The organism is Mesorhizobium sp. A556 (genome assembly GCF_054489545.1).
The window spans coordinates 547,768-572,065 of sequence record NZ_JBTMXA010000001.1 but is presented as its reverse complement, the minus strand read 5'-3'; the positions used below and the strand labels follow the sequence as shown (position 1 = coordinate 572,065).

26 protein-coding genes are annotated in these 24,298 nt (G+C 60.9%); 10 read left to right on the top strand and 16 right to left on the bottom strand.

The window, feature by feature from the left end:
- Positions 1-50: 50 nt before the first annotated feature.
- Complete coding sequence (locus ACX3P0_RS02910) at positions 51-791, bottom strand: pyridoxine 5'-phosphate synthase (protein ID WP_459086431.1); 741 nt, start codon at positions 789-791, stop codon at positions 51-53.
- A 112-nt stretch (positions 792-903) separates the two neighbouring features.
- Here ACX3P0_RS02910 and ACX3P0_RS02905 point away from each other — a divergent pair, with 112 nt between their 5' ends.
- Positions 904-1,302, top strand: a complete 399-nt coding sequence (locus ACX3P0_RS02905; protein ID WP_459078367.1) for a SpoIIAA family protein — start codon at positions 904-906, stop codon at positions 1,300-1,302.
- On the opposite strand, the gene ACX3P0_RS02900 is transcribed toward ACX3P0_RS02905, so the two are convergent.
- The 5 genes from ACX3P0_RS02900 to ACX3P0_RS02880 all read right to left on the bottom strand — a co-directional run bounded on the left by ACX3P0_RS02900 (position 1,303) and on the right by ACX3P0_RS02880 (position 5,962).
- Entirely contained in the window at positions 1,303-2,430 is a 1,128-nt protein-coding gene (locus tag ACX3P0_RS02900; RefSeq protein ID WP_459078368.1) for an ATP-dependent DNA helicase, read from the bottom strand.
- Positions 2,431-2,517: 87 nt separating this feature from the next.
- A complete protein-coding gene (locus ACX3P0_RS02895) occupies positions 2,518-2,670 on the bottom strand; it encodes a hypothetical protein (protein ID WP_459078369.1) in 153 nt (50 codons plus the stop codon).
- 201 nt (positions 2,671-2,871) lie between these two features.
- Positions 2,872-3,468 carry a LysE family translocator gene (locus tag ACX3P0_RS02890; protein WP_459086429.1) on the bottom strand — a complete coding sequence of 199 codons (597 nt, stop codon included), beginning with the start codon at positions 3,466-3,468 and terminating at the stop codon, positions 2,872-2,874.
- A 59-nt stretch (positions 3,469-3,527) separates the two neighbouring features.
- The gene (gene ilvN, locus ACX3P0_RS02885) at positions 3,528-4,100 is read right to left on the bottom strand and encodes an acetolactate synthase small subunit (RefSeq protein ID WP_459078371.1); all 573 of its coding nucleotides are present in this window, start codon (positions 4,098-4,100) and stop codon (positions 3,528-3,530) included.
- Between the two features lie 80 nt (positions 4,101-4,180).
- Positions 4,181-5,962: an acetolactate synthase 3 large subunit gene (locus ACX3P0_RS02880; protein WP_459086427.1), complete on the bottom strand. Its 1,782-nt coding sequence runs from the start codon at positions 5,960-5,962 to the stop codon at positions 4,181-4,183.
- Between the two features lie 406 nt (positions 5,963-6,368).
- Between ACX3P0_RS02880 and ACX3P0_RS02875 the strand changes: the two genes are divergently transcribed.
- Positions 6,369-8,198 carry an ATP-binding protein gene (locus tag ACX3P0_RS02875; protein WP_459086425.1) on the top strand — a complete coding sequence of 610 codons (1,830 nt, stop codon included), beginning with the start codon at positions 6,369-6,371 and terminating at the stop codon, positions 8,196-8,198.
- A 59-nt stretch (positions 8,199-8,257) separates the two neighbouring features.
- Here ACX3P0_RS02875 and ACX3P0_RS02870 read toward each other — a convergent pair whose 3' ends face one another.
- A complete protein-coding gene (locus tag ACX3P0_RS02870) occupies positions 8,258-9,049 on the bottom strand; it encodes a GGDEF domain-containing protein (RefSeq protein WP_459086423.1) in 792 nt (263 codons plus the stop codon).
- Positions 9,050-9,169: 120 nt separating this feature from the next.
- Positions 9,170-10,093 (bottom strand): tRNA (adenosine(37)-N6)-dimethylallyltransferase MiaA, encoded by a 924-nt coding sequence (miaA, locus tag ACX3P0_RS02865; protein ID WP_459086851.1) that lies wholly within the window; start codon positions 10,091-10,093, stop codon positions 9,170-9,172.
- Here miaA and serB point away from each other — a divergent pair.
- Positions 10,092-10,979: a phosphoserine phosphatase SerB gene (gene serB, locus ACX3P0_RS02860; RefSeq protein ID WP_459086422.1), complete on the top strand. Its 888-nt coding sequence runs from the start codon at positions 10,092-10,094 to the stop codon at positions 10,977-10,979. The two genes, miaA and serB, sit on opposite strands and share 2 nt — an antisense overlap.
- Positions 10,976-11,548 (top strand): GNAT family N-acetyltransferase, encoded by a 573-nt coding sequence (locus tag ACX3P0_RS02855; protein WP_459086420.1) that lies wholly within the window; start codon positions 10,976-10,978, stop codon positions 11,546-11,548. Before serB ends, ACX3P0_RS02855 begins: the two co-directional genes overlap by 4 nt.
- Positions 11,549-11,591: 43 nt before the next feature.
- Here the strand turns inward: ACX3P0_RS02855 and ACX3P0_RS02850 are convergent, their stop codons facing one another.
- Positions 11,592-13,106: a DegQ family serine endoprotease gene (locus ACX3P0_RS02850; RefSeq protein WP_459086419.1), complete on the bottom strand. Its 1,515-nt coding sequence runs from the start codon at positions 13,104-13,106 to the stop codon at positions 11,592-11,594.
- Positions 13,107-13,786: 680 nt separating this feature from the next.
- Between ACX3P0_RS02850 and ACX3P0_RS02845 the strand changes: the two genes are divergently transcribed.
- From ACX3P0_RS02845 to ACX3P0_RS02835, 3 genes are all read left to right on the top strand, one after another.
- A complete protein-coding gene (locus ACX3P0_RS02845; protein ID WP_459086418.1) occupies positions 13,787-14,605 on the top strand; it encodes an SDR family oxidoreductase in 819 nt (272 codons plus the stop codon).
- 192 nt (positions 14,606-14,797) lie between these two features.
- Complete coding sequence (locus ACX3P0_RS02840) at positions 14,798-15,985, top strand: Gfo/Idh/MocA family protein (protein WP_459086417.1); 1,188 nt, start codon at positions 14,798-14,800, stop codon at positions 15,983-15,985.
- Positions 15,986-15,988: 3 nt separating this feature from the next.
- Positions 15,989-16,261 carry a hypothetical protein gene (locus ACX3P0_RS02835; RefSeq protein ID WP_459078381.1) on the top strand — a complete coding sequence of 91 codons (273 nt, stop codon included), beginning with the start codon at positions 15,989-15,991 and terminating at the stop codon, positions 16,259-16,261.
- A gap of 120 nt (positions 16,262-16,381) precedes the next feature.
- Here ACX3P0_RS02835 and ACX3P0_RS02830 read toward each other — a convergent pair whose 3' ends face one another.
- Together ACX3P0_RS02830 and mgtE are read right to left on the bottom strand one after the other, a co-directional pair.
- A complete protein-coding gene (locus ACX3P0_RS02830; RefSeq protein WP_459078382.1) occupies positions 16,382-16,768 on the bottom strand; it encodes a MerR family transcriptional regulator in 387 nt (128 codons plus the stop codon).
- A 205-nt stretch (positions 16,769-16,973) separates the two neighbouring features.
- Positions 16,974-18,392, bottom strand: a complete 1,419-nt coding sequence (gene mgtE, locus ACX3P0_RS02825) for a magnesium transporter (RefSeq protein WP_459086416.1) — start codon at positions 18,390-18,392, stop codon at positions 16,974-16,976.
- Positions 18,393-18,776: 384 nt separating this feature from the next.
- Here mgtE and ACX3P0_RS02820 point away from each other — a divergent pair, with 384 nt between their 5' ends.
- The 3 genes from ACX3P0_RS02820 to ACX3P0_RS02810 are packed head-to-tail and all read left to right on the top strand — an operon-like array spanning position 18,777 to position 19,771.
- Positions 18,777-19,211 carry a hypothetical protein gene (locus ACX3P0_RS02820; protein WP_459086415.1) on the top strand — a complete coding sequence of 145 codons (435 nt, stop codon included), beginning with the start codon at positions 18,777-18,779 and terminating at the stop codon, positions 19,209-19,211.
- An 18-nt stretch (positions 19,212-19,229) separates the two neighbouring features.
- Complete coding sequence (locus ACX3P0_RS02815) at positions 19,230-19,508, top strand: hypothetical protein (RefSeq protein WP_459086413.1); 279 nt, start codon at positions 19,230-19,232, stop codon at positions 19,506-19,508.
- 23 nt (positions 19,509-19,531) lie between these two features.
- A complete protein-coding gene (locus ACX3P0_RS02810; RefSeq protein WP_459086411.1) occupies positions 19,532-19,771 on the top strand; it encodes a hypothetical protein in 240 nt (79 codons plus the stop codon).
- A gap of 7 nt (positions 19,772-19,778) precedes the next feature.
- Here ACX3P0_RS02810 and ACX3P0_RS02805 read toward each other — a convergent pair whose 3' ends face one another.
- The 5 genes from ACX3P0_RS02805 to ACX3P0_RS02785 form a co-directional block, all read right to left on the bottom strand.
- Positions 19,779-20,060 carry a hypothetical protein gene (locus tag ACX3P0_RS02805; RefSeq protein WP_459086409.1) on the bottom strand — a complete coding sequence of 94 codons (282 nt, stop codon included), beginning with the start codon at positions 20,058-20,060 and terminating at the stop codon, positions 19,779-19,781.
- Between the two features lie 179 nt (positions 20,061-20,239).
- Positions 20,240-20,476 (bottom strand): ABC transporter permease, encoded by a 237-nt coding sequence (locus tag ACX3P0_RS02800; RefSeq protein WP_459086407.1) that lies wholly within the window; start codon positions 20,474-20,476, stop codon positions 20,240-20,242.
- Between the two features lie 262 nt (positions 20,477-20,738).
- Complete coding sequence (locus tag ACX3P0_RS02795; protein WP_459086406.1) at positions 20,739-20,960, bottom strand: hypothetical protein; 222 nt, start codon at positions 20,958-20,960, stop codon at positions 20,739-20,741.
- A 260-nt stretch (positions 20,961-21,220) separates the two neighbouring features.
- Entirely contained in the window at positions 21,221-21,931 is a 711-nt protein-coding gene (locus ACX3P0_RS02790; RefSeq protein ID WP_459086404.1) for a glycoside hydrolase family 108 protein, read from the bottom strand.
- Between the two features lie 92 nt (positions 21,932-22,023).
- Positions 22,024-24,186: a D-Ala-D-Ala carboxypeptidase family metallohydrolase gene (locus ACX3P0_RS02785; protein ID WP_459086402.1), complete on the bottom strand. Its 2,163-nt coding sequence runs from the start codon at positions 24,184-24,186 to the stop codon at positions 22,024-22,026.
- Between the last annotated feature and the right edge of the window lie 112 nt (positions 24,187-24,298).

Below are 24,298 nucleotides of genomic sequence, written 5' to 3'. Positions count from 1 at the left end.
AAGGACCAATGCAAGTTGCCTCTCCGCGTAAGGCCGATGTAGGGGACTTGTCACCACCCACAAGCCTTGAGAAACCGGCCGACTGTCCCCGCCATGCCGTACTCAAGCGCATCCGCTGTCAGCCCATGGCCAATGGAGACTTCAGCCAGCCCGGGAATGCGCTTTATCAAGGGAGCCAGATTGCTAACGACGAGGTCGTGCCCGGCGTTGACCTGAAGCCCTGCGGCCAGTGCCGCATCAGCAGTTTTCCCCAGCCTTTCCAATTCGTTGGCCGCTTTACCTGGATTCGAATGGAAGCTGCCATAAGGCCCCGTATAAAGTTCGATCCGGTCGCATCCGGTTGCCTTTGCCTGCCCCACATCACCGGGATTGGGATCGCAAAACAAGGAAACGCGAAAGCCGCCCTTTTTCAACCGGCGGACGATCGGGGCGAGGTATTCGGCCTTTTCCGCAAAATTCCAGCCATGGTCGGACGTCGCCTGGGCCGGGTCGTCGGGCACCAGCGTCACCTGCTCCGGCTGGTTCTTTTCCACAAGCGCCAGGAATTTCTCCGTCGGATACCCCTCGATATTGAATTCGGCGCCGGGGAACTCGTCATCGATCAGGGCGCGGATTTCCGGGAGGTCGCTGAGGCGTGTATGGCGCTCGTCCGGGCGCGGATGAACCGTCAGACCGTGTGCGCCGGCCGCAAGGGCGATGCGTCCCAGCCACGTAACGCTCGGCCATGGCAGGTTGCGCCGATTGCGCAGCATGGCGACGGCATTAAGATTGACGGATAGTTTTGTGGGCATGATCGGCCTCTGAAATCGCTTGGCGCGCCACCTATAGAGCCTTTGAAGGGAACACGCAGGGGTATTTCGGTGTTCCACAACCAGGAATGACAATCCCGGACGAGGAAAAATCATGAATTCTCTTGAGTCCGTGCCCGCTATCCGACGTATCGACACCGACCGAGACGATCTGCTCGCAGTCGATATCGTCGGCCATGTTTCGGCCGCCGATGCGGAAAACCTGTTCGGGCTGCTGGAGGCCGCCTATGCGCTTCATCCAAAAATCGATGTGCTGGTGCGCCTCATCGAGCATGACGGCGTCGATTGGGCGGAACTGTCCAGACAGACACTCGAACGTGGAAAGGCCAATGCCATCGAGCACGTCCAGCGATGTGCAACGGTCGGTGAGCCGAACTGGACCGGCCAGGTGCAAGGCCTGTTCACGACGCTGCCGACCGACCTTCGTCATTTCGACACGGAAGACGAGCCCGACGCATGGGCATGGCTCGGCGCCAAGCCGCTCCCGGCATGACTACCGCACGATGGTCAGCCGCTCTGCCGCCCGCGTGATCGCCGTGTAGAGCCAGCGCTGGCGGGTTTCCTTAAAGGCATAGCTTTCGTCGAACAGTACGATCTCGTTCCACTGCGAGCCCTGCGCCTTGTGCACCGTCAGCGCGTAGCCATAATCGAAATCGTCGAACCGCTTCTTCTGCTGCCAGGGAATGTCGGCGTCCGGATCTTCAAACACGGCTTTCAGGAGCTTGATCTTGGCGACGCCGCGATCGGGATCGTCCTCCTCCGGCGAAACCAGAAGGTTGATGCCGGGTTTGACGGTTTCCCGCGACGAGGTCATCACCTTCCACAGCGAGCCGTTGAGCAGTCCCTTGGCGGGATCGTTGCGCAGGCAGACCAACTTGTCGCCGGCCTGCGGGTAGTCGGCGGAAAAGCCCTTCAACTCGCGCAGGCGCTGGTTGTAGCGCCGGCGGGTGCGGTTGGTGCCTACCAGAACCTGATCGGCCTTCAGCACCAGTTCCTGCGTTACCTCTTCCTTGCCGATCACCTGCGCGGTGCCATAGTCGCCACGCGGGAACTCGCGCCCCTCCCGCACGTCCAGCGCCAGCCGGATGATGGGATTGTCACGTGCCTGCCGATGGATTTCGGTGAGCAAAAAATCCGGCTCGTGCTCAGTGAAGAACCCACCGCCGGAAATCGGGGGCAACTGGCCGGGATCGCCCAGCACGAGGATCGGCGTGCCGAAACTTTGCAGATCGCGCCCGAGTTGTTCGTCCACCATCGAGCATTCGTCGATGATGACCAGCGCCGCTTTCGAAATCGGGCTTTGCCGGTTGAGCGAAAAAGTTGGCGACATCGAGGTCTTGCCCGTCACCTCGTCTTCCACCGATTCCTCGCCCTTGGGCCGATAGATCAGCGAATGAATGGTGCGGGCATTGGTCGCCCCCTTGGAGCGCAGCACTTGGGCTGCCTTGCCGGTGAAGGCGGCGAACTGCACCTGCCCGTCGACATGCTCGGCGAAATAGCGCGCAAGCGTCGTCTTGCCGGTGCCCGCATAACCGAACAGCCGGAACACCTGCGGGCGGCTCGCCTTGAGCCAGCGCGCGACGGCCTTCAGGGCCTCATCTTGTTGGGGTGAAAATTCCATGTCCTTGAGAGACAGGATTCGTCGGCGTAGGGCAAGGCGTTTGCATCCCTCCGTCGCCGCCTGCTGCCGGCAAACAGTCGCACCGGCCTATTTTCTGGCGTTGTGGCGGATGAAGTGTTCGAACGCCTTGCCGAACGCAACCAGATACTCCTTCGTCGAGTCGTTGGTCAACCCGCCGGTTTCGGCAAACAGGCTGGCGGAATTGCCGATATAGGCTTCCGGTTGGGCAAGCACCGGCATGTTGAGGAAGGCCAGCGACTGGCGCAGATTCCTTGCGCAGGCTGCCGATGAGAACTGCTACGGTCGTCGTCTGGAACTCCTTGTTTGCTTCGGGAAGCCAGGGCCAATCGACATTTAGCGATCAGAGCGTGAGGCCACCGGGTTGTGATGCGCCCAGACAAAAAGCCAAAGCGGGCGCATCGTCCACGCAAGTAGCCAGTCTCAACGCAGCATCGGCCACAGCGTCGCGGCGAGCAGCAGGCCCATGGCGATGTTGAACCATTTCAACCGCACCGGGTCGGCCAGAAAGCCGCGCAAGGCCGTGCCAAAACCAGCCCAGACCGAGACGCTGGGCAGATTCACCGCGCCGAACGCGCCGGCCACCAGCAGCACCGATAAAAACGGGCGTTCGGGAACCGTGTAGACAGCCATTGCGGTGATCGCCATCACCCAGGCCTTGGGGTTCACCCACTGGAACGCGGCGGCGTCGAGAAAGGTCAGCGGGCGGGCATCGTTCCCAGCCTTGCTGTCCATGGATCGCGCCATGGCGATCTTCCACGCCAGATAGAGCAGATAGGCGGCACCGGCGATTTTCAGCGCGGTATGCAACGCCGGAAAAGCCGTCAGTACAGCGCCCAGGCCCAGGCCGACCGCCAGCAGAAGCACGACGAAGCCGATGCCGATCCCCAACATATGGGGAATAGAGCGGGCGAACCCGAAATTAACGCCCGAAGCCAGCAACATGAGGTTGTTGGGTCCGGGCGTGATCGACGTCACGAAGGCATAGACGAGCAATGCGAACAGCATGTCGTAGGACATCTGGCTTATCCAAGGTTCGATAGATGGCGTCTTCCCGGCGCAAAGGCCGGGAGTTTTGGCTACATGCCTTGTGCGCCGCGATTCATCGCCGCCACGCCGGTCCGGCAGATCTCGACCAGGCCGAGCGGCCGCATGATGGCGATGAACTGGTCGATCTTCGAGCTTTTGCCCGTAAGCTGGAAAATGAAATGCTCGGTATTGGCGTCCGTCACATGGGCGCGGAAGGCGTCGGCAAGACGAAGCGCCTCGACGCGGTTGACGCCTGTGCCGGCCACCTTCACCAGCGCAAGCTCGCGCTCGAGCGGCCGTTCCTGCCCCAACTCCTGCGAGCGCACGGTCAGGTCAACGACGCGATGCACCGGCACGATGCGCTCCAGCTGGTGCTTGATCTGCTCCAGCACATGCGGCGTCCCGCTGGTCACGATTGTGATGCGCGACAGATGCGTCTCGTGCTCGGTCTCGGAAACCGTCAGGCTTTCGATATTGTAGCCGCGGCCGGAAAACAGGCCGATGACCCGCGCGAGCACGCCCGGCTCGTTATCGACCAGCACGGAAAGCGTGTGTTTTTCCGGCTTTTCGGTTTCCTTGGCGATGAAATAGGCCGATCCGGTCGGTTGAAGCTGTGCGTTCATGTTGCGATCTCGATCTTAAAAACTTGAGCTACCACTTTGTTTCCGCACGATTATCGCGACAGGAAACAATCGGAAATCGACTAAACCAGTTCCCTGCCCTTGGCGTCGATGGCGTTGGCCACGGCTTCGTCCGTGGCCTCGTCGGGCAACAGCATCTCGTTATGCGCTTTGCCGGATGGGATCATCGGGAAGCAATTGGCGAGCGCCGCCACGCGGCAGTCGAACAGCACCGGCTTCTTCACCGAGATCATTTCCCGGATGGCATCGTCCAGTTCGTCGGGCTTGTCGCAGCGAATTCCGTGACCGCCATAGGCTTCGGCAAGCTTGACGAAATCGGGCATCGCCTCGGTGTAGGAATGCGACAGCCGGTTGCCGTGCAGCAATTGCTGCCACTGGCGCACCATGCCCATATACTGGTTGTTCAGGATGAAGATCTTGATCGGCGCATTGTGCTGCACCGCCGCCGACATTTCCTGCATCGTCATCTGCACGGAAGCGTCGCCGGCGATATCGATGACCAGCGCATCGGGATGCGCGATCTGCGCGCCAAGTGCCGCCGGCAGGCCGTAGCCCATCGTTCCCAGCCCGCCCGAGGTCATCCAGCGGTTCGGCTTGTCGAAATGATAGTGCTGCGCCGCCCACATCTGGTGCTGGCCGACCTCGGTGGTGATGTAGGTGTCCATGTCCTTGGTCAGTTCATAAAGCCGCTCGATGGCATATTGCGGCATGATGACGTCCGGGTTCGGCTTGTAGGCGAGCGAATCGCGCGCGCGCCAGCGGGAGATCTGCTCCCACCACGGGTACAGCGCCTTCTTGTCGGGCTTCACGGTCGCGCGCCACAGCCGCACCATATCTTCCAGCACGCGACCGGCGTCGCCGATGATGCCGATGTCGGCGCGCACGTTCTTGTTGATGGACGAAGCGTCTACGTCGATGTGGATCTTCTTCGAATTCGGAGAAAAGGCATTCAGCCGTCCGGTGATGCGGTCGTCGAAGCGCGCGCCGATACACACCATCACGTCGCAATCGTGCATGGCCAGATTGGCTTCATAGGTGCCGTGCATGCCCAGCATGCCGAGCCAGTTCTTTCCCGACGCCGGATAGGCACCGAGGCCCATCAGCGTGGAGGTGATCGGAAAGCCGGTCAGTTCGACCAGTTCGCGCAACAGATGGCTGGCCTCCGGGCCGGCGTTGATGACGCCGCCGCCCGTGTAGAGAACGGGCTTTTTCGCGCCCGCCATCAAGGCGACAGCCGCCTTGATCTTCTCCAGGTCGCCCTGGACCTGCGGCTGATAGCTGGTGCGGGGTGCTGTCTGTGGCGACACGTAGATGCCGCGCGCGAACTGCACGTCCTTGGGGATGTCGACCACCACGGGGCCGGGACGCCCGGTCGTTGCGACGTGGAACGCTTCGTGGATCGTCTTGGCCAGATCGTTGACGTCCTTCACCAGCCAGTTGTGCTTGGTGCAGGGCCGGGTGATACCGACCGTGTCGCATTCCTGAAAACCGTCCGAGCCGATCAGCGAGGTCGGCACCTGCCCGGTCAGGCAGACCAGCGGGATGGAATCCATCAGCGCATCCTGCAGCGGCGTCACCGCATTGGTGGCGCCCGGACCGGAAGTGACCAGCATGACGCCCGCCTTGCCGGTCGAGCGCGCATAGCCCTCGGCAGCGTGCCCGGCCCCCTGTTCGTGGCGCACCAGGATATGTTCGAGTTGGTCCTGCTGGAAAAGCTCGTCATAGATCGGAAGGACAGCACCGCCCGGATAGCCGAAAACATGCTTGACGCCGTTGTCTATCAGCGCCTGCACCACCATTTCGGCGCCCGTCATTTCGCGCCGCTCGTTTTGTCCGTTGCTCATCGGTCTGGCTTCCGTTTTCTTTTCGCTTTTCCAGCGGTTTAGTCTGGTTTTCGGCAATAAAAAAGGCCCCCGAGGGAGCCTGTGTCTTGCGCATGGGAGGATTTCGCCCGGCGGTTACACCGCCTTGCCCACACGCCTTCCTACTACGAGAATGATCTTCTTGTTCATGGGCGCGGACAATAAGGGCGAAAACGTGCCCCCGTCAATGGGGTGAAAACAGATTGTTGCTTGGCTCGCCGCCGGCTCGTGCCAGCGCTAGACTGAGCCCCCCTGCCGCATAGCTGCCGGCGGCAAGCATGCATCAAATACTCGAACGCGCGTTAAGGAGCACGAAACCATCCGGCAACACTTCGCTTTAACGCGCGTCCTGTAGGTTCGGGTCTTCTGGGGTACTGGATAAGTATATATGTTCGTTGAACGCGAAGCTTCCGCCGGAGAAGCGACCTCGCAAGAGCGTCGTGCGGCCGCACAGGCCGACCGCCGCATTCTCGGCAATGTGGTGCAATGCGACGGTGCGCGAGCCGTGATATCGGCCTTTGCCGACGAAAGCGGCGACCTGGACACCGGCCGCTGGACCGTCGGCAAGATGATTTCGATCAATCTCGGCGCCATTCGCACAGTGGGCCTGGTCTATTCCATCGACAAGGCCGACCGCGCATGGGACAACGAGGCCCAAAACGCCATCGAAGTCAGCGTGGAGCTTGTCGGCGAGGTTCGCGATGGTTCCGAGCCGAACGCAAAGCCGTTCTTCGATCGCGGCATTACCGAATATCCGCATATCGGCGCGCTGGCCCATCGCATTCGCAGCCGCGACCTGCAGGCCGTTTACGACCTGGCTGGACGCCATGCGATCACCATCGGCTCGCTGTCCCAGGACGAGGCTATCGACGCCAAAATTGCCATCGACGACACGCTGGCCCGCCATTTCGCCGTGGTCGGCACAACTGGCGTCGGAAAATCCACCGCGGTTGCGCTGCTTTTGCGCAAATCGATCGCCGCATGCCCTGATCTCCGCGTGCTGATCCTCGACCCGCATAACGAGTTCGCGGCGTCTCTTCCCGAATATTGTGTCAGGATCGATTCGACGACGCTCGACCTGCCCTTCTGGATGTTCAGGCTGGAAGAATTTGCCGAAGTGCTGTTTCGCGGCCGCGAGACGATACAAGAAGAGGTCGACCTGCTTCGCGAGCTTATTCCCGTTGCCAAGAACATCTATCGCACGGGCAATTCCGGCAGCTATGTTCGGCGGGGTTCGGAGACGATGACGGCCGATACGCCGGTGCCCTATCGCATCGCCGACCTCATCCGGCAGATCGATGAGCGCGTCGGCATGCTGGACAGCAAGAACGACCGGCCGATCCTCAAATCGCTGAGGGCGCACATCGATTCCGCCGCCGCTGACCCGCGCTACCGTTTCATGTTCAATTCCCGCATGGTCGAGGATTCCATCCACGAAACGATCGGCCATATCTTCCGCGTTCCGCACCAGGGACGCCCGGTAACGTGTTTTGAAATGGCCGGCATGCCGGCCGAGGTGGTCAATTCCGTCTGCTCCGTGCTTGCGCGCCTTGCCTTCGACCTCGCGCTATGGAGCGAGGGGCGGTTGAAACTGCTTTTGATGTGCGAAGAAGCCCACCGCTACATGCCGTCCGATCCCCGCCTCGGCTTCGCTCCGACGCGGCACGCTTTGTCCCGCATCGCCAAGGAAGGCCGAAAATATGGCTGCTACCTCGGCGTCGTCACGCAGCGGCCCGGAGAACTCGATCCGACGATCCTGTCGCAGTGCTCGACCTTCTTTGCCATGCGCCTGGCCAACGAGAAGGATCAGGCGATCATCCGGTCGGCCATCGCCGACTCCTCGGCCTCGACATTGTCGTTCCTGTCCTCGATGGGTCAACGCGAAGCCATCGCCTTCGGCGAAGGGGTTGCCACCACGATGCGGATGAAGTTCGCCAAACTGGATCAGGCTCTGTTGCCAGGCGCGGCCAAACAGACCGTTACGGATGCCGACGGAGACAACGGCGATGTCGACCTTGCGGCAATCGTCGACCGGCTGCGCAATGTGACGAAACCTCAGCCCGCCATGAGCCTGGTTCAGCCAGTGGATACAGCGCGGCAAGCCGGCGATCCAGACTACAGGAAGCCCGCTGCACTGCGTATCCAGGCGAGTGACGATCTTGATCTTCGCTACGGCCTGAAACCGGCCACTTTCGGGATGCGGCCGCAAAACGACTGATTGCCACCGGACCGGAAGCCGGGCGGAAACACCAGCGGCAGTGCGGCTTGCCTTCGACCTCAGGCGCAGATCCGGTTGCGGCCCGTTCGCTTTGCCTCGTACAATTGGCGGTCGGCGCGGCGGTAAAATTCCTCGGCGGTTTCCTTCCTGTCCCAGACAGCCAGGCCGACGCTGGTGGTAACCCGTAGCCGCACGTTTCCCGACATGATCGAGAGGTTCGCAATTGCCTTGCGGATACGCTCGGCGAACGTCGCCAGAAGCTCGGCATCCATGTTCGGCGTGACGACCGCGAACTCTTCACCACCCAGACGGGCAACCACGTCGTGGTGCCGGGTCAAGTCCTTCAGGCAGTTAGCGACGGCTTTCAGCACCTCGTCGCCAATGTCGTGGCCATGCGTATCGTTGACCTGCTTGAAGTGGTCGAGATCGAGGATCATCAAGCTTATCGGCCGCTCGACGCGCCGGAACTCCACGAGATATTCGCGTAATGCGTCGTCAAAATAGCGGCGGTTCTGCATCCCGGTAAGACCGTCGGTCAGCGCCGCATGCGCCAGTGTCTCGGAGCGGGCGCTGAGTGAAACGGTCATGGCGCGCAATTTGTCTTCTTCCTTCACCTGACCGCGGATGAGCGGGTAGATGAAGAAAACGCCGAAGAACAAGGCCGTCGCCAGAAGCACGCCGGTCAGGAAAAGCAGCGTGTTCAGATAGGCTAGGCTATCGATCGCGGAAGGGCGCCAGAAGTCGGTGGCGTTGGCTTGCACAAAATCATAGGCGTGCGCCATCACCAGGCCTGCAGCGAGGATCACAGCAATAAAGACGAAAAAGGCTGATTCCGCCTTGTGGAAGCGCATATTTTCTCCGGCCAGATCGGTGAAGTGGGTTATGCCACCCACCGGCTTACAGAGCGTTAATCTCCACAACAAAAACGTGTATTTTGTTGCGCCCTTCGCTTTTGGCGATACTCGAAAAATTTAGATATCCAGGCGCTTGCCGCCGCTTAATCTCGTCCAGGTGGCGTCCAACTGATGCCTGAACCACGTCGTTTGCCGTTTGGCATATTGCCGCGTTGCAATCTTTGCGCGCTCGATTGCGTCAGGAAATGTCATCTCTCCGGACATCGCCGCCTGCAATTCCCGTACGCCGATGGCTTTCATCGCCGGCAGCGCCGGGTCGAGATCAAGCGCGAGAAGTTCCGCCACTTCGTCCAGAGCACCTGATCCGATCATGGCGTCGAAACGCGCGTCGATGCGCGCAACCAGTTCGGACCGGTCCGGCTCGATTACGAAAAGCCGGGCGCTGTTCCTGTCGACAAGAGGCGTTCCGCGCAATGCCTGCCAGTCGAGGATGGACCGGCCGGACGCCTGCAGCACTTCCAGCGCCCGCACGATGCGCTGGCCGTCGCTGGCCTTCAGCGCCATCGCCGCGCCAGCGTCCTCCTTCATGAGAATTTGATGCAGCCGCGCCGCCCCCTGTTCATGCAACTCGGTGCGCCAGCGGTCGCGAATCGGGGTCGGGATGTCGGGCATTTCGGAAATACCGTCGATCAGCGCGCGAAAATAAAGCCCGGTGCCGCCGACGAAGATCGTCGGACCAGCCGACAACGCCCCGTCGTCGATCAGTTTCGTCACATCGCGCATCCACTCACCGGTCGAGTAGGCGACGGACGGATGAACGTGCCCGTAGAGGTGATGCGGCACGCGCGCCAGTTCCGCCATACCGGGCCGGGCCGTCAGGACGTTCAGGATCGAATAACCCTGCATGGAATCGGTGTTGACGATAACGCCCCCGTGGCGTTCGGCGAGGTCGAGCGCAAAGGCCGACTTGCCGCTGGCGGTCGGCCCGGCTATCAGGATGGCGTTTTTCACCCGCCCCTCGCCCGCACCGGAACCTGTCATGTCGCTTGTTGCCACGCTTGTTTCCCACCCCGCCGCCCGCGCGTTGTCGCCGGCGATTGCGAATATGGCGGCAAAGGCGGTCGGGGCAAGCACCGTTCTCTGGCTGGCCGACGAAATTGCCTGCGATATCGCCTTGCCGGGCAGCGCCGTCCATGCGGATATGCTGAAAACCCTGCGAGCCGCGCTCGACCCGCACCCGATCGACGTTGCCGTACAGGACACGCAAGGCAGGCGCAAAAAAATCCTGATCGCCGATATGGATTCGACCATGATCGACCAGGAGTGCATCGATGAGCTGGCCGACGAGATCGGCCTGAAAACCCATGTCGCGGCCATCACCGCTCGCTCCATGAATGGCGAGATCGCCTTCGAGCCGGCGCTGCGCGAGCGCGTGGCCTTGCTGAAGGGTCTTGAGGCGGCGGTGGTGGATCGTATCGTCGCCAACCGGCTGACGCTGGCCTCGGGCGGGCGGACGCTGGTTGCGACCATGCGCGCAAGCGGCGCCTGGACGGCGCTGGTATCCGGCGGCTTCGACGTTTTCACAACGCAAATCGCGGAAAAGCTCGGCTTCGACGAGCACCGCGCCAACCACCTGATCGCGCAGGGCGACCGCTTTACGGGCGAGGTAGCCGAACCGATTCTCGGGCGCGCCGCCAAGGCCGATGCGCTTGTCCAGATTTCCACCCGCCTCGGACTGACGCCGGCCGATGCCATCGCGGTGGGCGACGGCGCCAACGATCTCGACATGATCCATCTCGCCGGCTGCGGCGTCGCTCTGCATGCCAAGCCCTCCGTGGCTGCGGAAGCGGGCGTGCGCATCGACCATGGCGACCTGACCGCCCTGCTCTATCTGCAAGGCTATACAAGCGCTGAGTTTTCAGCATGACCCCGATCCACACCGAGCGGCTTATCCTGCGCAATTGGGAAGAGCGGGACCGCACGCTGTTTCATCGCATCAATTCCGATGAACAGGTCATGGAATTCTTTCCGTTCCGTCGCGATCGAGCGCTGGCGGACGTCAAGATGGACGAATTCCGGCAGCGAATCGACACGCATGGCATTGGCTGGACGGCTGCTGAAATCGCCGCCACCGGGGAATGCATCGGCTTCGTCGGCATCACGGATGCCGATCACATGCCGTTCCTGCCAGAAGGCACGGTCGAGATCGGCTGGCGGGTCGCGCCGGAATTCTGGGGCCACGGCTATGTCACGGAGGCAGCACAGGCCTGGCTCGCCTTTGGCTTCGACACGCTTGGACTTGACGAGATCGTTTCCTTTGCGGTCGCAGCCAATCGCCGTTCCACGGCCGTCATGGAACGCATCGGCATGAAGGCCGACCCGTCAAGCGACTTCGATCATCCCGGCGTGTCCGACAGCCACCCGCACCTGAAGCACCACCTCTTTTACAGGCTGAAGCGCGCCGATTGGGAGATAGCAAAAAGGGCGACTCTGTAGCCGCCCTTTCTTCATTATAAAGCAATCGCTTCTGGCGTTTCCCTCAATCCATTCGGATCGTCACGAAGCGCAATTCTCCCGTTTTCGATGCCAGCATCAGCAGCGCATTCTTGCGTCCCTGCTCTTTAAGGGAACCGATCCGGTCCATCACGTCCTTGGGTGTCGCGACCGATTCCTGCGCGACTTCGGTGATGACCTCACCGGGCTTAATGCCGCGTTCGGCCGCTGCCGAATCCTTGGCAACTTCGGTAATCACGACGCCTGAAATGTCCGCCGCAATGCCGAACTTCGCCCGCGCGTCGTCGTCCAGTTCGCCTACGGTCATGCCGAGAACCGAGGCGGTCGCAACCGGTGCGCTGTCTTCCTCCCCCTGATCCTCCCCGGCAGTGCCCTCTTCTTCGGTCACCGCCTTCTCGCCATCCTCGAGCCGCCCGAGCGTCACCTTGACGGTCTGTTCCTTGCCCTTGCGCACAATCACCACGTCGACGGCCTTGCCGACAGGGCTTTCGGCCACGACGCGCGGCAGGTCGCGCATTTCGTGAACGTCCTTGTCGTCGAACTTGACGATGACGTCGCCGGGTTGAATCGAACCGTTGTCGACCGGCCCGCCCTTGATGATACCGGCAACCAGCGCGCCCTTGGCCGTCGCCATGCCGAGGCTTTCGGCAATATCGTCCGTTACCGGCTGGATACGCACGCCCAACCACCCGCGCCGTGTTTCGCCGAATTCGCGCAACTGGCCGACCACGCCCGAGGCGAGTTGCGAGGGGATCGAAAACCCGATGCCGATCGACCCGCCCGACGGCGAGATGATCGCGGTATTGATGCCGATAACCTCGCCATCCATGTTGAACAGCGGTCCACCGGAATTGCCGCGATTGATCGCGGCATCGGTCTGGATGAAATCGTCATAGGGGCCGGAATTGATGTCGCGGTTACGCGCCGATACGATGCCCAGGGTGACCGATCCGCCAAGACCGAACGGGTTGCCGACCGCCATTACCCAATCGCCGATCCGCATCTTGTTGGAATCGCCGAACTTTACCGCCGTCAACTTGTGGCCTTTCGGGTCGACCTTGAGCACGGCGATGTCGGTCTTGGTGTCGGTGCCGACCAATGTCGCCTTCAGTGTTACGCCATCCGAGAAATTCACCTCTATATCGTCGGCATCGGCAATGACGTGATTGTTGGTGACGACGATGCCCTGGTCGGCATCCACGACGAAACCCGAGCCGAGCGACTGGACCTTCTGCGAACCGCCGCCCTTTTCGCCTTCGCGATTCTTGAAGAAGTCATCGAAAAAGTCCTGGAAGGGTGAGCCTTCCGGCAGTTGCGGCATCGGCACCGCGCCGGGGCCTTCCGTTCCCTTGACGGTTTGCGAGGTCGAGATGTTGACCACCGCCCCGAGCAGGCCTTCAGCCAGGTCCGCCACGGATTCCGGCCCATGCCCGGTAACGGGGGCTGTGTAGGCGGGCGTTGCCGCAGCGCCAAGCAGCGCCACGGCCACGACAGCGGCATGCGTGCTGCGAAGGGCGCGCAAAAGGGTTCTGGACGTCATATGAACTCCCGGCATTGAAAAGCTGGCTCGGCGACCCACATGCCACCTCGCCTCATCTTGGCAAGGAATACGGCACGTTTGCGACCTTGACCATGCCGGAAAGATAAATCCTGCGTTATCCTGTCTGAACGCTGCGAAGCCGAAAGCATGCGCAATCAGGCCAACACGCAGGGCCGGCTTATCTGCCCGATGAAATGCCGGCGTGAACGAGAAGCTTCGGGTCGATATGGCCGTCAAAGAAATCAAACACGTTTTGAACGCTGGAATCGCCATTCGCTCTGCGCCTTCCTCCGTCAACCCGGCGATGTGCGGCGTAAGCACCCCTTGCTCAAGCCGCCATGGCCGACCCTCAGTGCTCGCCGGCCACAAGATGATCCTGATCGTCTATGACAATGGCGGCTACGCAGTCATCAACCGCCTGCAGAACGCCAAGGGTGGCGCATCGTTTCCGACGCCTTCACCTGGACGCCGGGCGATACTTGGTGGGATGTCGGCGGGCCCGCCGTCAGCGCCCGCAAGGAGTTACGCGAAGCGCACGAGGCGCAGGCCGAGGCCCGCAAGGGCATTCGGCCGGCCAGTCATGGCTATGAAGGCTGGCTCGTGGTCGAGGCGGAGCGGGATTCGGTGAAGGACCCACGGCTCGAAATGATCGTAGCCGGGTACAGAGTGGAGGCTTGAGAATGAACCGCATGGATGAAAAGATTTGCGTCGTAACAGGCTCGACGCAAGGGTTGGGCGCGGCGATCGCGCAGCGCTTGGCAAAGGCTGGCGCTGCGGGCATCGTGACGCTTGGACGTAACGAAACGAAAGGGCGCGCCGTCGCCAAGGCCGTAACCGCGGCCACCAATGTTCCGGTCCATTTTGTGCGGGCCGATATGGAGAGTGTTGACGACTGCCGAAACGTGCTGGCCGAAACGGACCGGATTTTCGGTAAGGTCCACGTCCTGGTAAACGCCGCCGGGCTGACCGATCGCGGCACGATACTCGACACCGCACCGGATCTTTTCGACAGGCTTTTCGCCGTCAATGTGCGGGCGCCGTTCTTCCTGATGCAGGAGGCGATCCGTTTGATGATTCGCGACGGCATCGAGGACTCGATCGTCAACATCGGATCCATCTCGGCGCATGCGGGACAACCCTTCATCAGCCCCTATTGCGCCTCCAAGGGCGCGTTGACGACCCTGACACGAAACACCGCTTTCGCCGTCATGAAGAACCGCATCCGGGTGAACCAGCTCAATGTCGGCTGGATGGCTTCCGACAACGAACGGACGCTGCAGGAAAAATCTTCGGGCGATGCGGATTGGGAAGCCAAGGCCGCCGCCGCCCTGCCCTTCGGCCGCCTGATCAATCCGGAGGAAGCCGCTCGCGCGGTGAATTTCATGGCGTCTGACGATTCCGGCATGATGACCGGCGCGATCATCAACTACGACCAGTCCGTCTGGGGCGGCGCGATGCAGATGCCCGTCCCGGATGCGCCCATGACGTTGGCGCGTTGACTCGCCATACACGAAATGGAACATACGTTCCATAAAATGGAAAACTGAAATTAATAGTGGATTTCTGTCGTAGGACCGTAACTGTTCGGGAGGAACTTATGCGTCGCCGCCTGCCCCAAATTCTTTCTGGGAGCCAGCCAGTTTCCTCCCTCGAGCGACAAAGACCCCAGACCGGCAACGAAGGATTGGACGATGACGGCAGATGCACCGAAGCCGGAGTTTCCCCGCCCTTCGCGGCGGCTTCGACTGGGCTTTGTCGGCGGCGGACAGGGAGCGCTGATCGGCGAAATCCATGCCAACGGAGCACGCCTTTCCAACCGCTGGGAGGTGGTCGCCGGTGCATTGTCGTCCGATCCGGAACGTTCGAGGCGTTCCGGCGAGCAATGGATGCTGCCGGCAGATCGCATCTACACGGATTTCCGCGAAATGGCCGCGCGTGGGTCAGCACGCGCCGATGGCATCGATGCCGTCGTGATCGCCACGCCGAACCACCTCCATCACGCTGTCGCCACCACGTTCCTGGATGCAGGGATCGACATCATTTCCGACAAGCCGCTGACCACAAACCTTGCCGATGCGCTTGACCTGGTGCGCCGGCAAAAGGAAACCGGCCTGGTGTTCGCGGTCAGCTACGCCTACGCTTCGCATGCCATGGTTCGCCAAGCGCGCGAAATGATCGGCGCCGGAATGCTGGGCGATATTCGGCAGGTCCATGTCGAGTATTTCCAGGAATGGGCGCTGAACGTTACCGACGAGGAAGACGGCGCACCCTGGCGTCTCGATCCCACAAAAGGTGGTCCGGTTTTCACGGTCGGCGACATCGGCACGCATGCTTATCATCTGGCTTGTTTCGCGACCGGGCGCGATGTCGATCAGGTTCGGGCGCAGTTCCACGTTTCCGGCAAGCCGAAGGCACTGGAGGACACAGCTTTCATGCATCTGCGCTTCGAGGGCAACGTGCCCGGCACCTTGATGGTGTCGCAGGCGGCGGCCGGAACTCAGTGCGGCTTGCGCTTGCGCGTGTTCGGTACTCTGGCCGGGCTGGAGTGGGACCAAGAAAACCCCGACTTCGTTCGCTTCACTTCACTGGACTCGCCAACCCAGATCATCGGGCGCGGCTATGGTGCGGGCATGCTGGAACCCGCGGTCCGTTTTGTCCGCATGCCGCGCGGCACCCCCGAAGCGCTGACCGACGCCTGGGCCAATCTTTATACTGAAGCAGCGGTGGCCATCGATGCCCGCCGGTCCGGCCGGACCTTGCCGGAAGGGCTGCTCACCTATCCGAACGTCATCGACGGCGCAAAAGGCGTGAAATTCATCGAGGCGGCAATCCAGTCCAACGCATCAGGCGACTGGGCGGATTGCCGTTTATCGCTCTGATTGTTGCCGCATGCCCTGAAGGAAAGTGCCCGTGTCCTTGACGCCAAGCCGCTGATCCTGATTGCCGACCCGGAACCCCGCACGCTCGACATGATCTTCGAGCCGGAAGTCATGGCGCGCCTGCAAGGGTTGGCTAAGGTCGTCGTCTATGCCGACGCGCCGGGATCGTCGATTCGATGCCCTGCAAAGGCTGTATGCAGCAAGCATATCCGGGCCGGCGTCGCCGCCGCAAATCTGCAAACACGCCGAGCGCGAGACCATAGCCCGGATGCGTAGCCGCCCCGTCGCGGTCTCCTGACCAATCAGGACACGGGCGCACGCACGGCGAAGTCTTGACGCGCCTTGCATGTGAATCCGCCGCGTAACAGCGTGGACGCGGTCGGAGATTGGGGGCTGTCAGGTATTGACGCCCAACTCCACCAACCGCTCAACACAGGACTCTTCGGCCTGGTCGAGTTCGGCGAGTGTTTCTTCCAGGTCGCGACGCTTCTGCCGCAAACTCTCACGCTTTTCCTCGATGCGCCGGATCATCAGCTTAAGCTGGCCGACCTCGCCGGGCGGCGTCTTGTACATCTGGATGATCTCGCGAATCTCGTTGATCGAGAAGCCGAGACGCTTGCCCCGCATGATCTGCCGCACCAGATGGCGGTCCGAGGGGCGAAACAACCGCGTGCGCCCCCTGCGTACAGGCTGGACCAGCCCTTCGTCTTCGTAGAACCGAAGCGTACGGGTCGAAATTTCGAACTCGCGGGTCAGTTCAGTAATCGAGTAATACTCGCGCATCGATGCTCCATACCCGGCACGGCAAAACATCGAAGTATGCCGGCGTCTTGCGCTGCCAACCTTGCCGGAATCAAGCGACGATTCATCCCATAATCAGCACAAGCTTCGCACGGGCATTACGTAAAAGTCAATTAAAGGCATGCCCGACCGCTGTGCCAGTTTCCGGCGCGCACGCCCGACCCAGGTCGCGAAAGCGTCGATCCCTTCAGGAAACGCCGAACCACCAGGTGGCAAGGCCCAGAAAGGCGAAAAAGCCGACGACATCGGTCACGGTGGTGACAAAGACCGCGGAGGCTACGGCCGGATCGATCTTGTACCGGTCCAGCAACAGCGGGATCAGGATGCCGGCCAATGCCGCGACGAACATGTTGATGATCATCGCCGCCGCGATGATGCCGCCAAGATTGGGATCGCGAAACCAGGATGCGGCAACGATCCCGATCAGGACGGCAAAGATAATGCCGTTGATGAAGCCGACGCCCATCTCACGGCGAATGATGCGCCAGGCATTGTAGATGTCGAGATCCTTGGTCGCCAGCGCACGGACCGTAACCGTCATGGTCTGCGAACCGGCATTGCCGCCCATGCCCGCCACGATCGGCATCAGCACGGCAAGCGCCACGATATGCTCGATCGTGCGGTCGAACAGGGCGATGACCGAGGCGGCCAGGAATGCCGTGAACAGATTGACCAGCAGCCACGGCACGCGTGAGCGCGACGTCGCTAATATGCTGTCGGACAGTTCCTCGTCGCCGACGCCGCCCATGCGCAGCAAGTCCTCTTCGGCTTCCTGCTGGATGACGTCGACGACGTCGTCGATGGTAAGCACGCCCACCAGCCGCTCGTTCTCATCGACGACGGCCGCCGACAGAAGATCGTATTGCTCGAATTCGCGCGAGGCCTCTTCCTGGTCCATGGTGGCTGGAATGGCATGCCGCGTTTCGTGCATGACGTCCTCGACCTTGGTGCCGCGCTTGGTACGCAGGATCTGGTCGAGATCGATCGCGCCGAGCAGCTTGAAGTTCGGGTCGATGACGAAAATCTGGCTGAAGCGCTCGGGGAGATTATTATCCTCGCGCATGTAGTCGATGGTCTGGCCGATCGTCCAGAATGGCGGCACCGCGACGAATTCGGTCTGCATGCGCCGACCGGCGGTTTCCTCCGGATAATCCAGCGAGCGCCGCAGCCGGATGCGTTCCGTGAACGGCAACTGGGACAGGATCTCGTCCTGATCCTCCTGGTCGAGATCTTCCAGAATGTAGACCGCATCGTCCGAATCGAGTTCCTGTACCGCCTGTGCGATCCGGGCGTTCGGCAGGCTGTCCACGATATCAAGACGAATCGCCTCATCGACTTCGGTCAGCGAGGAGAAATCGAAATCGGAGCCGAGAAGTTCCACCAGCGAGCGGCGTTGCTCGGGCTGCAACGCTTCGAGCAGGTCGCCCAGTTCAGACTGGTGCAGGTCGTCGACATATCGCTTTAGCGCCGGCGTATCGCGATCGGCGATCGCCGCCCCGACCTGCGCCAGGAAAGAGCCAAGCATGACCCCATCCTCGCCATAGATGTCGGCGCGGGTGGTATCGGCCGCCTTGGCGCCGGTATGCTGTTCGTTCTGACTTTCCATCGGCTCGTCCCGCTACCAGAATCCGGGAAAGGATGCGCGTCACGTCTAGAGCATCGGACCGAAAAGTGAAATCGGTTTTCGGATTATTCCGATGCTCAATCAAAATGTTAGAGCGTCCTTTGTGCGTCCAATTGGACGCACGGCGCTCTGGCGCGCAAAGCACGGGAGTATCAAACGAAATGCGCCGCCTTTGGCCCCATCCACCTTTGGCGAATGTCGGCTGGGCATTCGAATTGCGATAGAAGAAAAAATGGTGCGGTCGAGAATTGTAGCACTATGGGACAGGCGAAGGACTTAGCAGAAAAACGCCCCTCACCTCAACCCTTGATACCATTTAATAATCCCGGGCCTAGCCCGCACCCGTTTAGGCTATAGGAGATCAGGATGAGCACACGACTTTTCATTGATACTGAATTCAACGGATTCGGCGGCAAGCTGATGTCCATGGCCCTCGTTGGCGAAAATGGCGAAGAATGGTACCAGGTTGTCCGCATGACAGACCGTCTTGATCCGTGGGTCGCGGAGAATGTCGCTCCGATCCTTTTCAAAGAAGCAATCGAGCTGAACGAATTCCAAATGTCGCTAGGTATTTTTCTGGGGCAGTTCGAAGCCCCGACAATCCATGCCGACTGGTACACTGATCTCGCACATTTCTTCAATGCGTTCGCCGGGGTAGACCATACCACAAGTTTCTCTATTCCCTGCGCCGCCGTCCTGTTGAAAGACGTTCCCGATTTGAAGCCGGATTTGCAGCACAATGCACTTTCAGATGCGAAAGCATTGCGCGACTGGTATGTTGCAGAACGTCTAGCCGCCTAGCGACATAGGGAGAGAACGATGAGCGAAACAGCAAAACTGACGCCAAGCGATGTCGAGAGCATGATCGATCAGGCCGGGCGAGATAAGGTTTTCGCCCGGGCAGAAACGCTGGGATGGAATGGAGGAACGCCCCCGCTTTGGGTGTGGGCTGGGATATGTCGAGAATTGGAACAGGAGGCTTCCTTTGCCGAACCGAACGAGCGCAAAGAGCCGCATCCGGGAAGCCGCCTAATCGTTATGACCAATCGTGAAGGCGCAAACCAACCGGGAGTGCTGAACTGGCTTTTGGGGTTTTGACCCATGAGATGGGAGATAGAACGATGAGCGAGAACATTGTTGACCGCATCGAATTCGACGGGAGCAGGCTGGATGAGATTGTCGCAGCGCGCGGCGCTCATCTAGAACACATGGGCAGGGATCGGTGGTTTCTGGCCTTCTATCATGAAGATGGGACCGAGACAGCAATATGGTTCACGTCGAAAGACCTGAAGAAGCCACCTCTGGAGAAGCGGTTTCCTCGCCACCATGCAGGGGCGCTGCCGGCAGACACAAGGAGATAGATCGATACTAGCCGGGCGAGAAGCCGCCGCCAACGAGAAACGCCATGATCGCAATGATGATGCCGCCGATGATGGTTCGGCCAATCCAGCGTAATGTTCCTTGGACCTCGCTAATGCTTGTGGTGATCGCGCCCATGTCTCGTTGGAGCGTTGACCATTGCTCCCCGCGCTTGGCCTCGCCTATTTCCGTTTGGCGCTGCCAAGTCTCGAGCACAGTCAGCCGTTGGCTGTTGCCTTGGAGTATGTGTTCTGCGCTCACCATTCGGGAGCGAAGGTCGCCATTGTCCATGTCTGTCCGCTCATTCACAAGCCCGGCCCCTTAGTTCAATGCTTTGATGGTGGTATGGTTGCCGCTAGCCGCAATAGCTGGCGCGCTTGGCGTTCAATGCCCGGTTGCCGTCGATGGTTTCCGCGCTGTCTTTCGACGCCGAATAGGTTGCCGGCGTCCAGATCGAGCACACGGCTTTGTCAATCCCGGTTGTTCGGGTCGTCTGACAGCTTGCCAGAAGGGCGAGCATTGGCAGCGTCAGCAATGTCCTGCAGGTGTTTCGCATAGCTATCGCGCTCCTTTGCCGCGAGTTTGTTCCGTTCGGCCTTTGCCCCGGCAAGGCGTTGCTGGAAGCCGTACCCCAGCGCGCCGATGATCGCGGCGAAGATGGCAATGATGGTGGGATTGGCCAGAAAGCCCGTCAGGATCGCGGTCATGTCGGCCTCACCAGATCAGTACTGAACCAGCCGAGCGTTACGGGCGATGCATTCTCGAATGTGGCCGTCACGAGCTTGGGACAAGCCACATTGCCGCATGCGCCTTTGCAGTTGGCGCATGGGTCATAACCGGGGTGCTCGTTCGATCTTGGACCGAAATAGGGCATGCGGAACGAACTGATGGCGTCGGCAGGAGCCGGACACGTCTCGACATGCGGCGCGTGATGCTTCTGGCACGCCGGACAGAACCAGCCGGCGGCGCTCATTCCGACACCACGACATTTGGGCGATCGCGGACGTAGTACCCGAGGCCGAAGATCACGATAGGGGTGAGAGCCGCGAAAACCTCCGGGTCGTACCATTCGGGAGCGGAGTTCTTGACGATCAGGCCAGCGACGGCCATGAGGGCCGCACCAATGACTGCAGCGGAGAGCTTTCGGGTTGGGTTCGATGAGGGTTGCACGACTGTCTCTTCGGCTTCCATGGCTTTGCCTTTCGACGTTGAATCTGATAGGGTTTTGGGATGCTTGCAAAATCAATTGCCGCCGTTTTCGTCCAAACTGGAGGCTCTCTCGATCCGATAATGAGAGCCGAGGCTGATCGTCTTCACGGAGCAAAGCTGGATGAGCAATACAATGCATTCCGCATGGCCAGAGCGTCCGACAGGTTGACCGATGCAGAGCGCCTGCAATGGGCCGGCGAATGCGAAAGATTGGCCGAAACCATGATCGCCAACCGATCTTCCTAAGCCTTCCTTCCGAGAAGTTTCAGAATGAGATCGAGCAACGCGGCCCAAATCGAGCGATTGGGGGTGGTGCCCAAATCGCCTGTTTCGGCGCTGGATGCCTTGGGATTGCTGGGTTTAGGGGTGGTGCCCAAATCAGGTTTCATGGTGCCGGGGATAGGCGTTCCAAGCTCTGGCGGGCCGGATATGGGGCCGGTGGCGGTCGCCATTTTCAACGCCTCGGATCGAACCGACGAAACGCGAGAGGTCCAGCCCTTGCCGAACGTGCCCCATGTCGAGAGCCTGCGCAGGAACGCCATACGCTTGTCGCACAGGTCATTGATGACCGTGCCGCGCACCATGGGCCGAGTTTTCGCCAGCGTATCCGGGCCGATCTTGCCATCCTGCTTCGCGCCGACGATGGCTTGCAGATACTTCGCCGCCCTGCCCGGTCCGCTGTTGACGGCGAAATCGAAGACGGCAAAGTCGATGCCGTCCGGCAGATCGTCACCCTTCACGGCATTCCAGTACTGTTGCCGGTAAACCGTGGCGACTTGCGCGCTCGTTATGCGCCTCAGATCGTCCTTGGTAGCCTTCGGCTCGACGTAGCGGCGGAAGGTGGCAAGGGTGATCCCGCGCATGGTCGCGCCACCCGGGTCGGCCTTATGATCGGACCAGCCGCCCTCGTATTTCAAGACGAGCGAAAGGCTCCGCTCGAAATTGCGGATCATGGCATTTCCTTTCAGATGATGTTGATTGCCGGCCTATTCCTGTCCGGCTATGGTGTTAGGCGGGTCGCCCTGTTCGCGCGGGCGCGAAGCGGCTAATAAAGCCCCCCGCCACCTTTGCCGATGGCATTTGCAGCGCCGGGGGATATACCGCCCATGCCGCCCGTCGACCGGTTCGATTGCATGCCACCCCCAATTGCATCGGCAAGGCTGCCGAATGCATCGTGAATGCCCCCCAGGCTCCCATCGAAGCCGCCGCCACCTAACCCACCCAGCCCGCCGATCCCGGCAAGCCCAAGGTTTTGGGCCTGTATTGCTGCCGGGTTCGAAGCGAACGGATTATGCTGGACCGCGAGCGAGCGACCGATTGCCGAACCGACCATGCTTCCGACCGGGCCGAGAAGGCTCCCGACCGCAGCACCGCCAAGACCACCAAGCCCGCCGACAACAGCGTTGGACACGTTGTCCCCGGAGAAGATGCCGCCAAGGGTATCGCCTATGCCCGAGAACAGGCCTTTCGACGCGCTGGGCGTGGACGTGGATGCAGCGGCTGCCGATGGGCCAGCCATATCAGGCGAAACCTTGCCCTGCTTGACGCCGACCGTCCTACCTGTCGGGTCGGAAATGGTCGTTACATCGAAAGAAGGGCTGTAATTGTAGGAGTTGCCAAGAGCATCGCGGGTGAGCGTATTCCCGTTCGAAGCCATTGCCGCGTTGTTGATCCCGGCATGGAAGTCCATCGCAGCCTGAACGCCAGACGGCATGGATTGGGCCGGGGCGCGTGTCTGTGGCGCTGTGATGGTCGGGGCTGTGACTTTGGGCGTCGGGACGGCGGGAGGCCTCACAGCGGGCTGGGGAGTGACCGTGACGGGCGCAACGGCTGCTTGCAAGGCTGGATTTACGGACGGTGCGAAGTCGGGCAAATTCGTTGTTGCGTAGGCATTCGACGGCGCTACCGCTCCAACTTGCGTTCCTGCGATTTCCGAGATGCTTTGATCGTCGGCCTTCGCCATTTCAGCAAGCGCTCTGGATGACGGCGATTGCGTCGTGCCGGAAAAGGCTTCGTCGGGGGTAGGCGTTGCCGGCGCAGCGTCAGCCATGGCCATATCAGGCGTGTACGATACCGACTGGACGGATTGAGCCGGAACACCAGCCATTGCACCGGGCTTGCCGGCGAAGAAGCCAAGGCCGGTCGTATCGGGCGCTGTAGTTGGGGTGCCGGGGACGGAGGTGGTTCGCACGCTTTGTGCTTCCGGCCCGGTGAAGGACATGGCCGCGGCTTGGGCAACTGCGGTTTCGGGAGCGGGACGCTGCGTTGGCGTTGGTGGCGTGTTCCGGGGCGTAACGTCGAATTGGCCGGCATCGAACATATCCTGCAAGCCCGGTTGCGCCCACCCTGGAGCCATGGACACAGGCATCCCCTTGTAGGATGCGCCAGGCATCATGCCCCAAACGGCGGGGTTCTCGCGGGCGTCGACGTGCATGACGTTGCCGCTCGAATACAGGCCTATGCCCTTTGCCCCTGCCTCAAGAGCAGCATTCAGCGCCGTCGCCTTCTGCGTATCGTTCAGGCCGGAAATATCCACGTCGAGGGCGTTGCCAAGCATATGTTGGCTATGCTTTGCCCCACCCGCAGCCGCGTTTCTTGAAGGGCTTCGATAGCCGGAATTGATGCCCAAACCCGGATTTACCGCGCTGATTGCGTCGGCCACTCGATCAATGCCGGGCGTCAAGCCGGCCCGGCTAAAACCGGCAATGGTGCCGGGATCGGCGCTCGCCATTGCTGCCGTAGCCGCTGATGCCGCCGAAACATCCGGCGTCGGCGCGTATCCCATCGCCATTGCTTCCGGGTCGGGCGTCACATAGCCCGTTGCCGTGCGGATCGAGCGGTTTTTCGGGTCGCTGAAATACTGATGCGCGACCGTCTCATCTTCGCTCAAGAGATTGCTCGGGAGATTGGAAACAGCGGCCGGGGTCGCATAATAGGTCGCATTGTTGACCGGCCCCCATGCTGAAACCTGATCGATCGCCATACGGGCAAGCGCGTCGAATTTCTCGACGCCAGCAGGAAGCGCCTTGCCATACGCACTGAACTGGTTCGGCGCGCTGATCACGTCTTGGACGGATTTGCGGGTCGCGGCGGCACGGTTTGCGACAACGCTGGCGATGCCCAACATGTCTTGATACCGCTGCGCAGTCGTTTTCCCGCCGGCCTCGCCAAGAATGGTCCCGACTAGATCGCGTGCTATTTCTGCCATAGATGATCCCGTTCAAGCAAACATGGTGAATAGATTGACAATACGTCGAATGCGGTAAACGATAGAAGCCGGGCGACCTTGCACGGGAAAACGGCCTGAATTTTTCAATTAT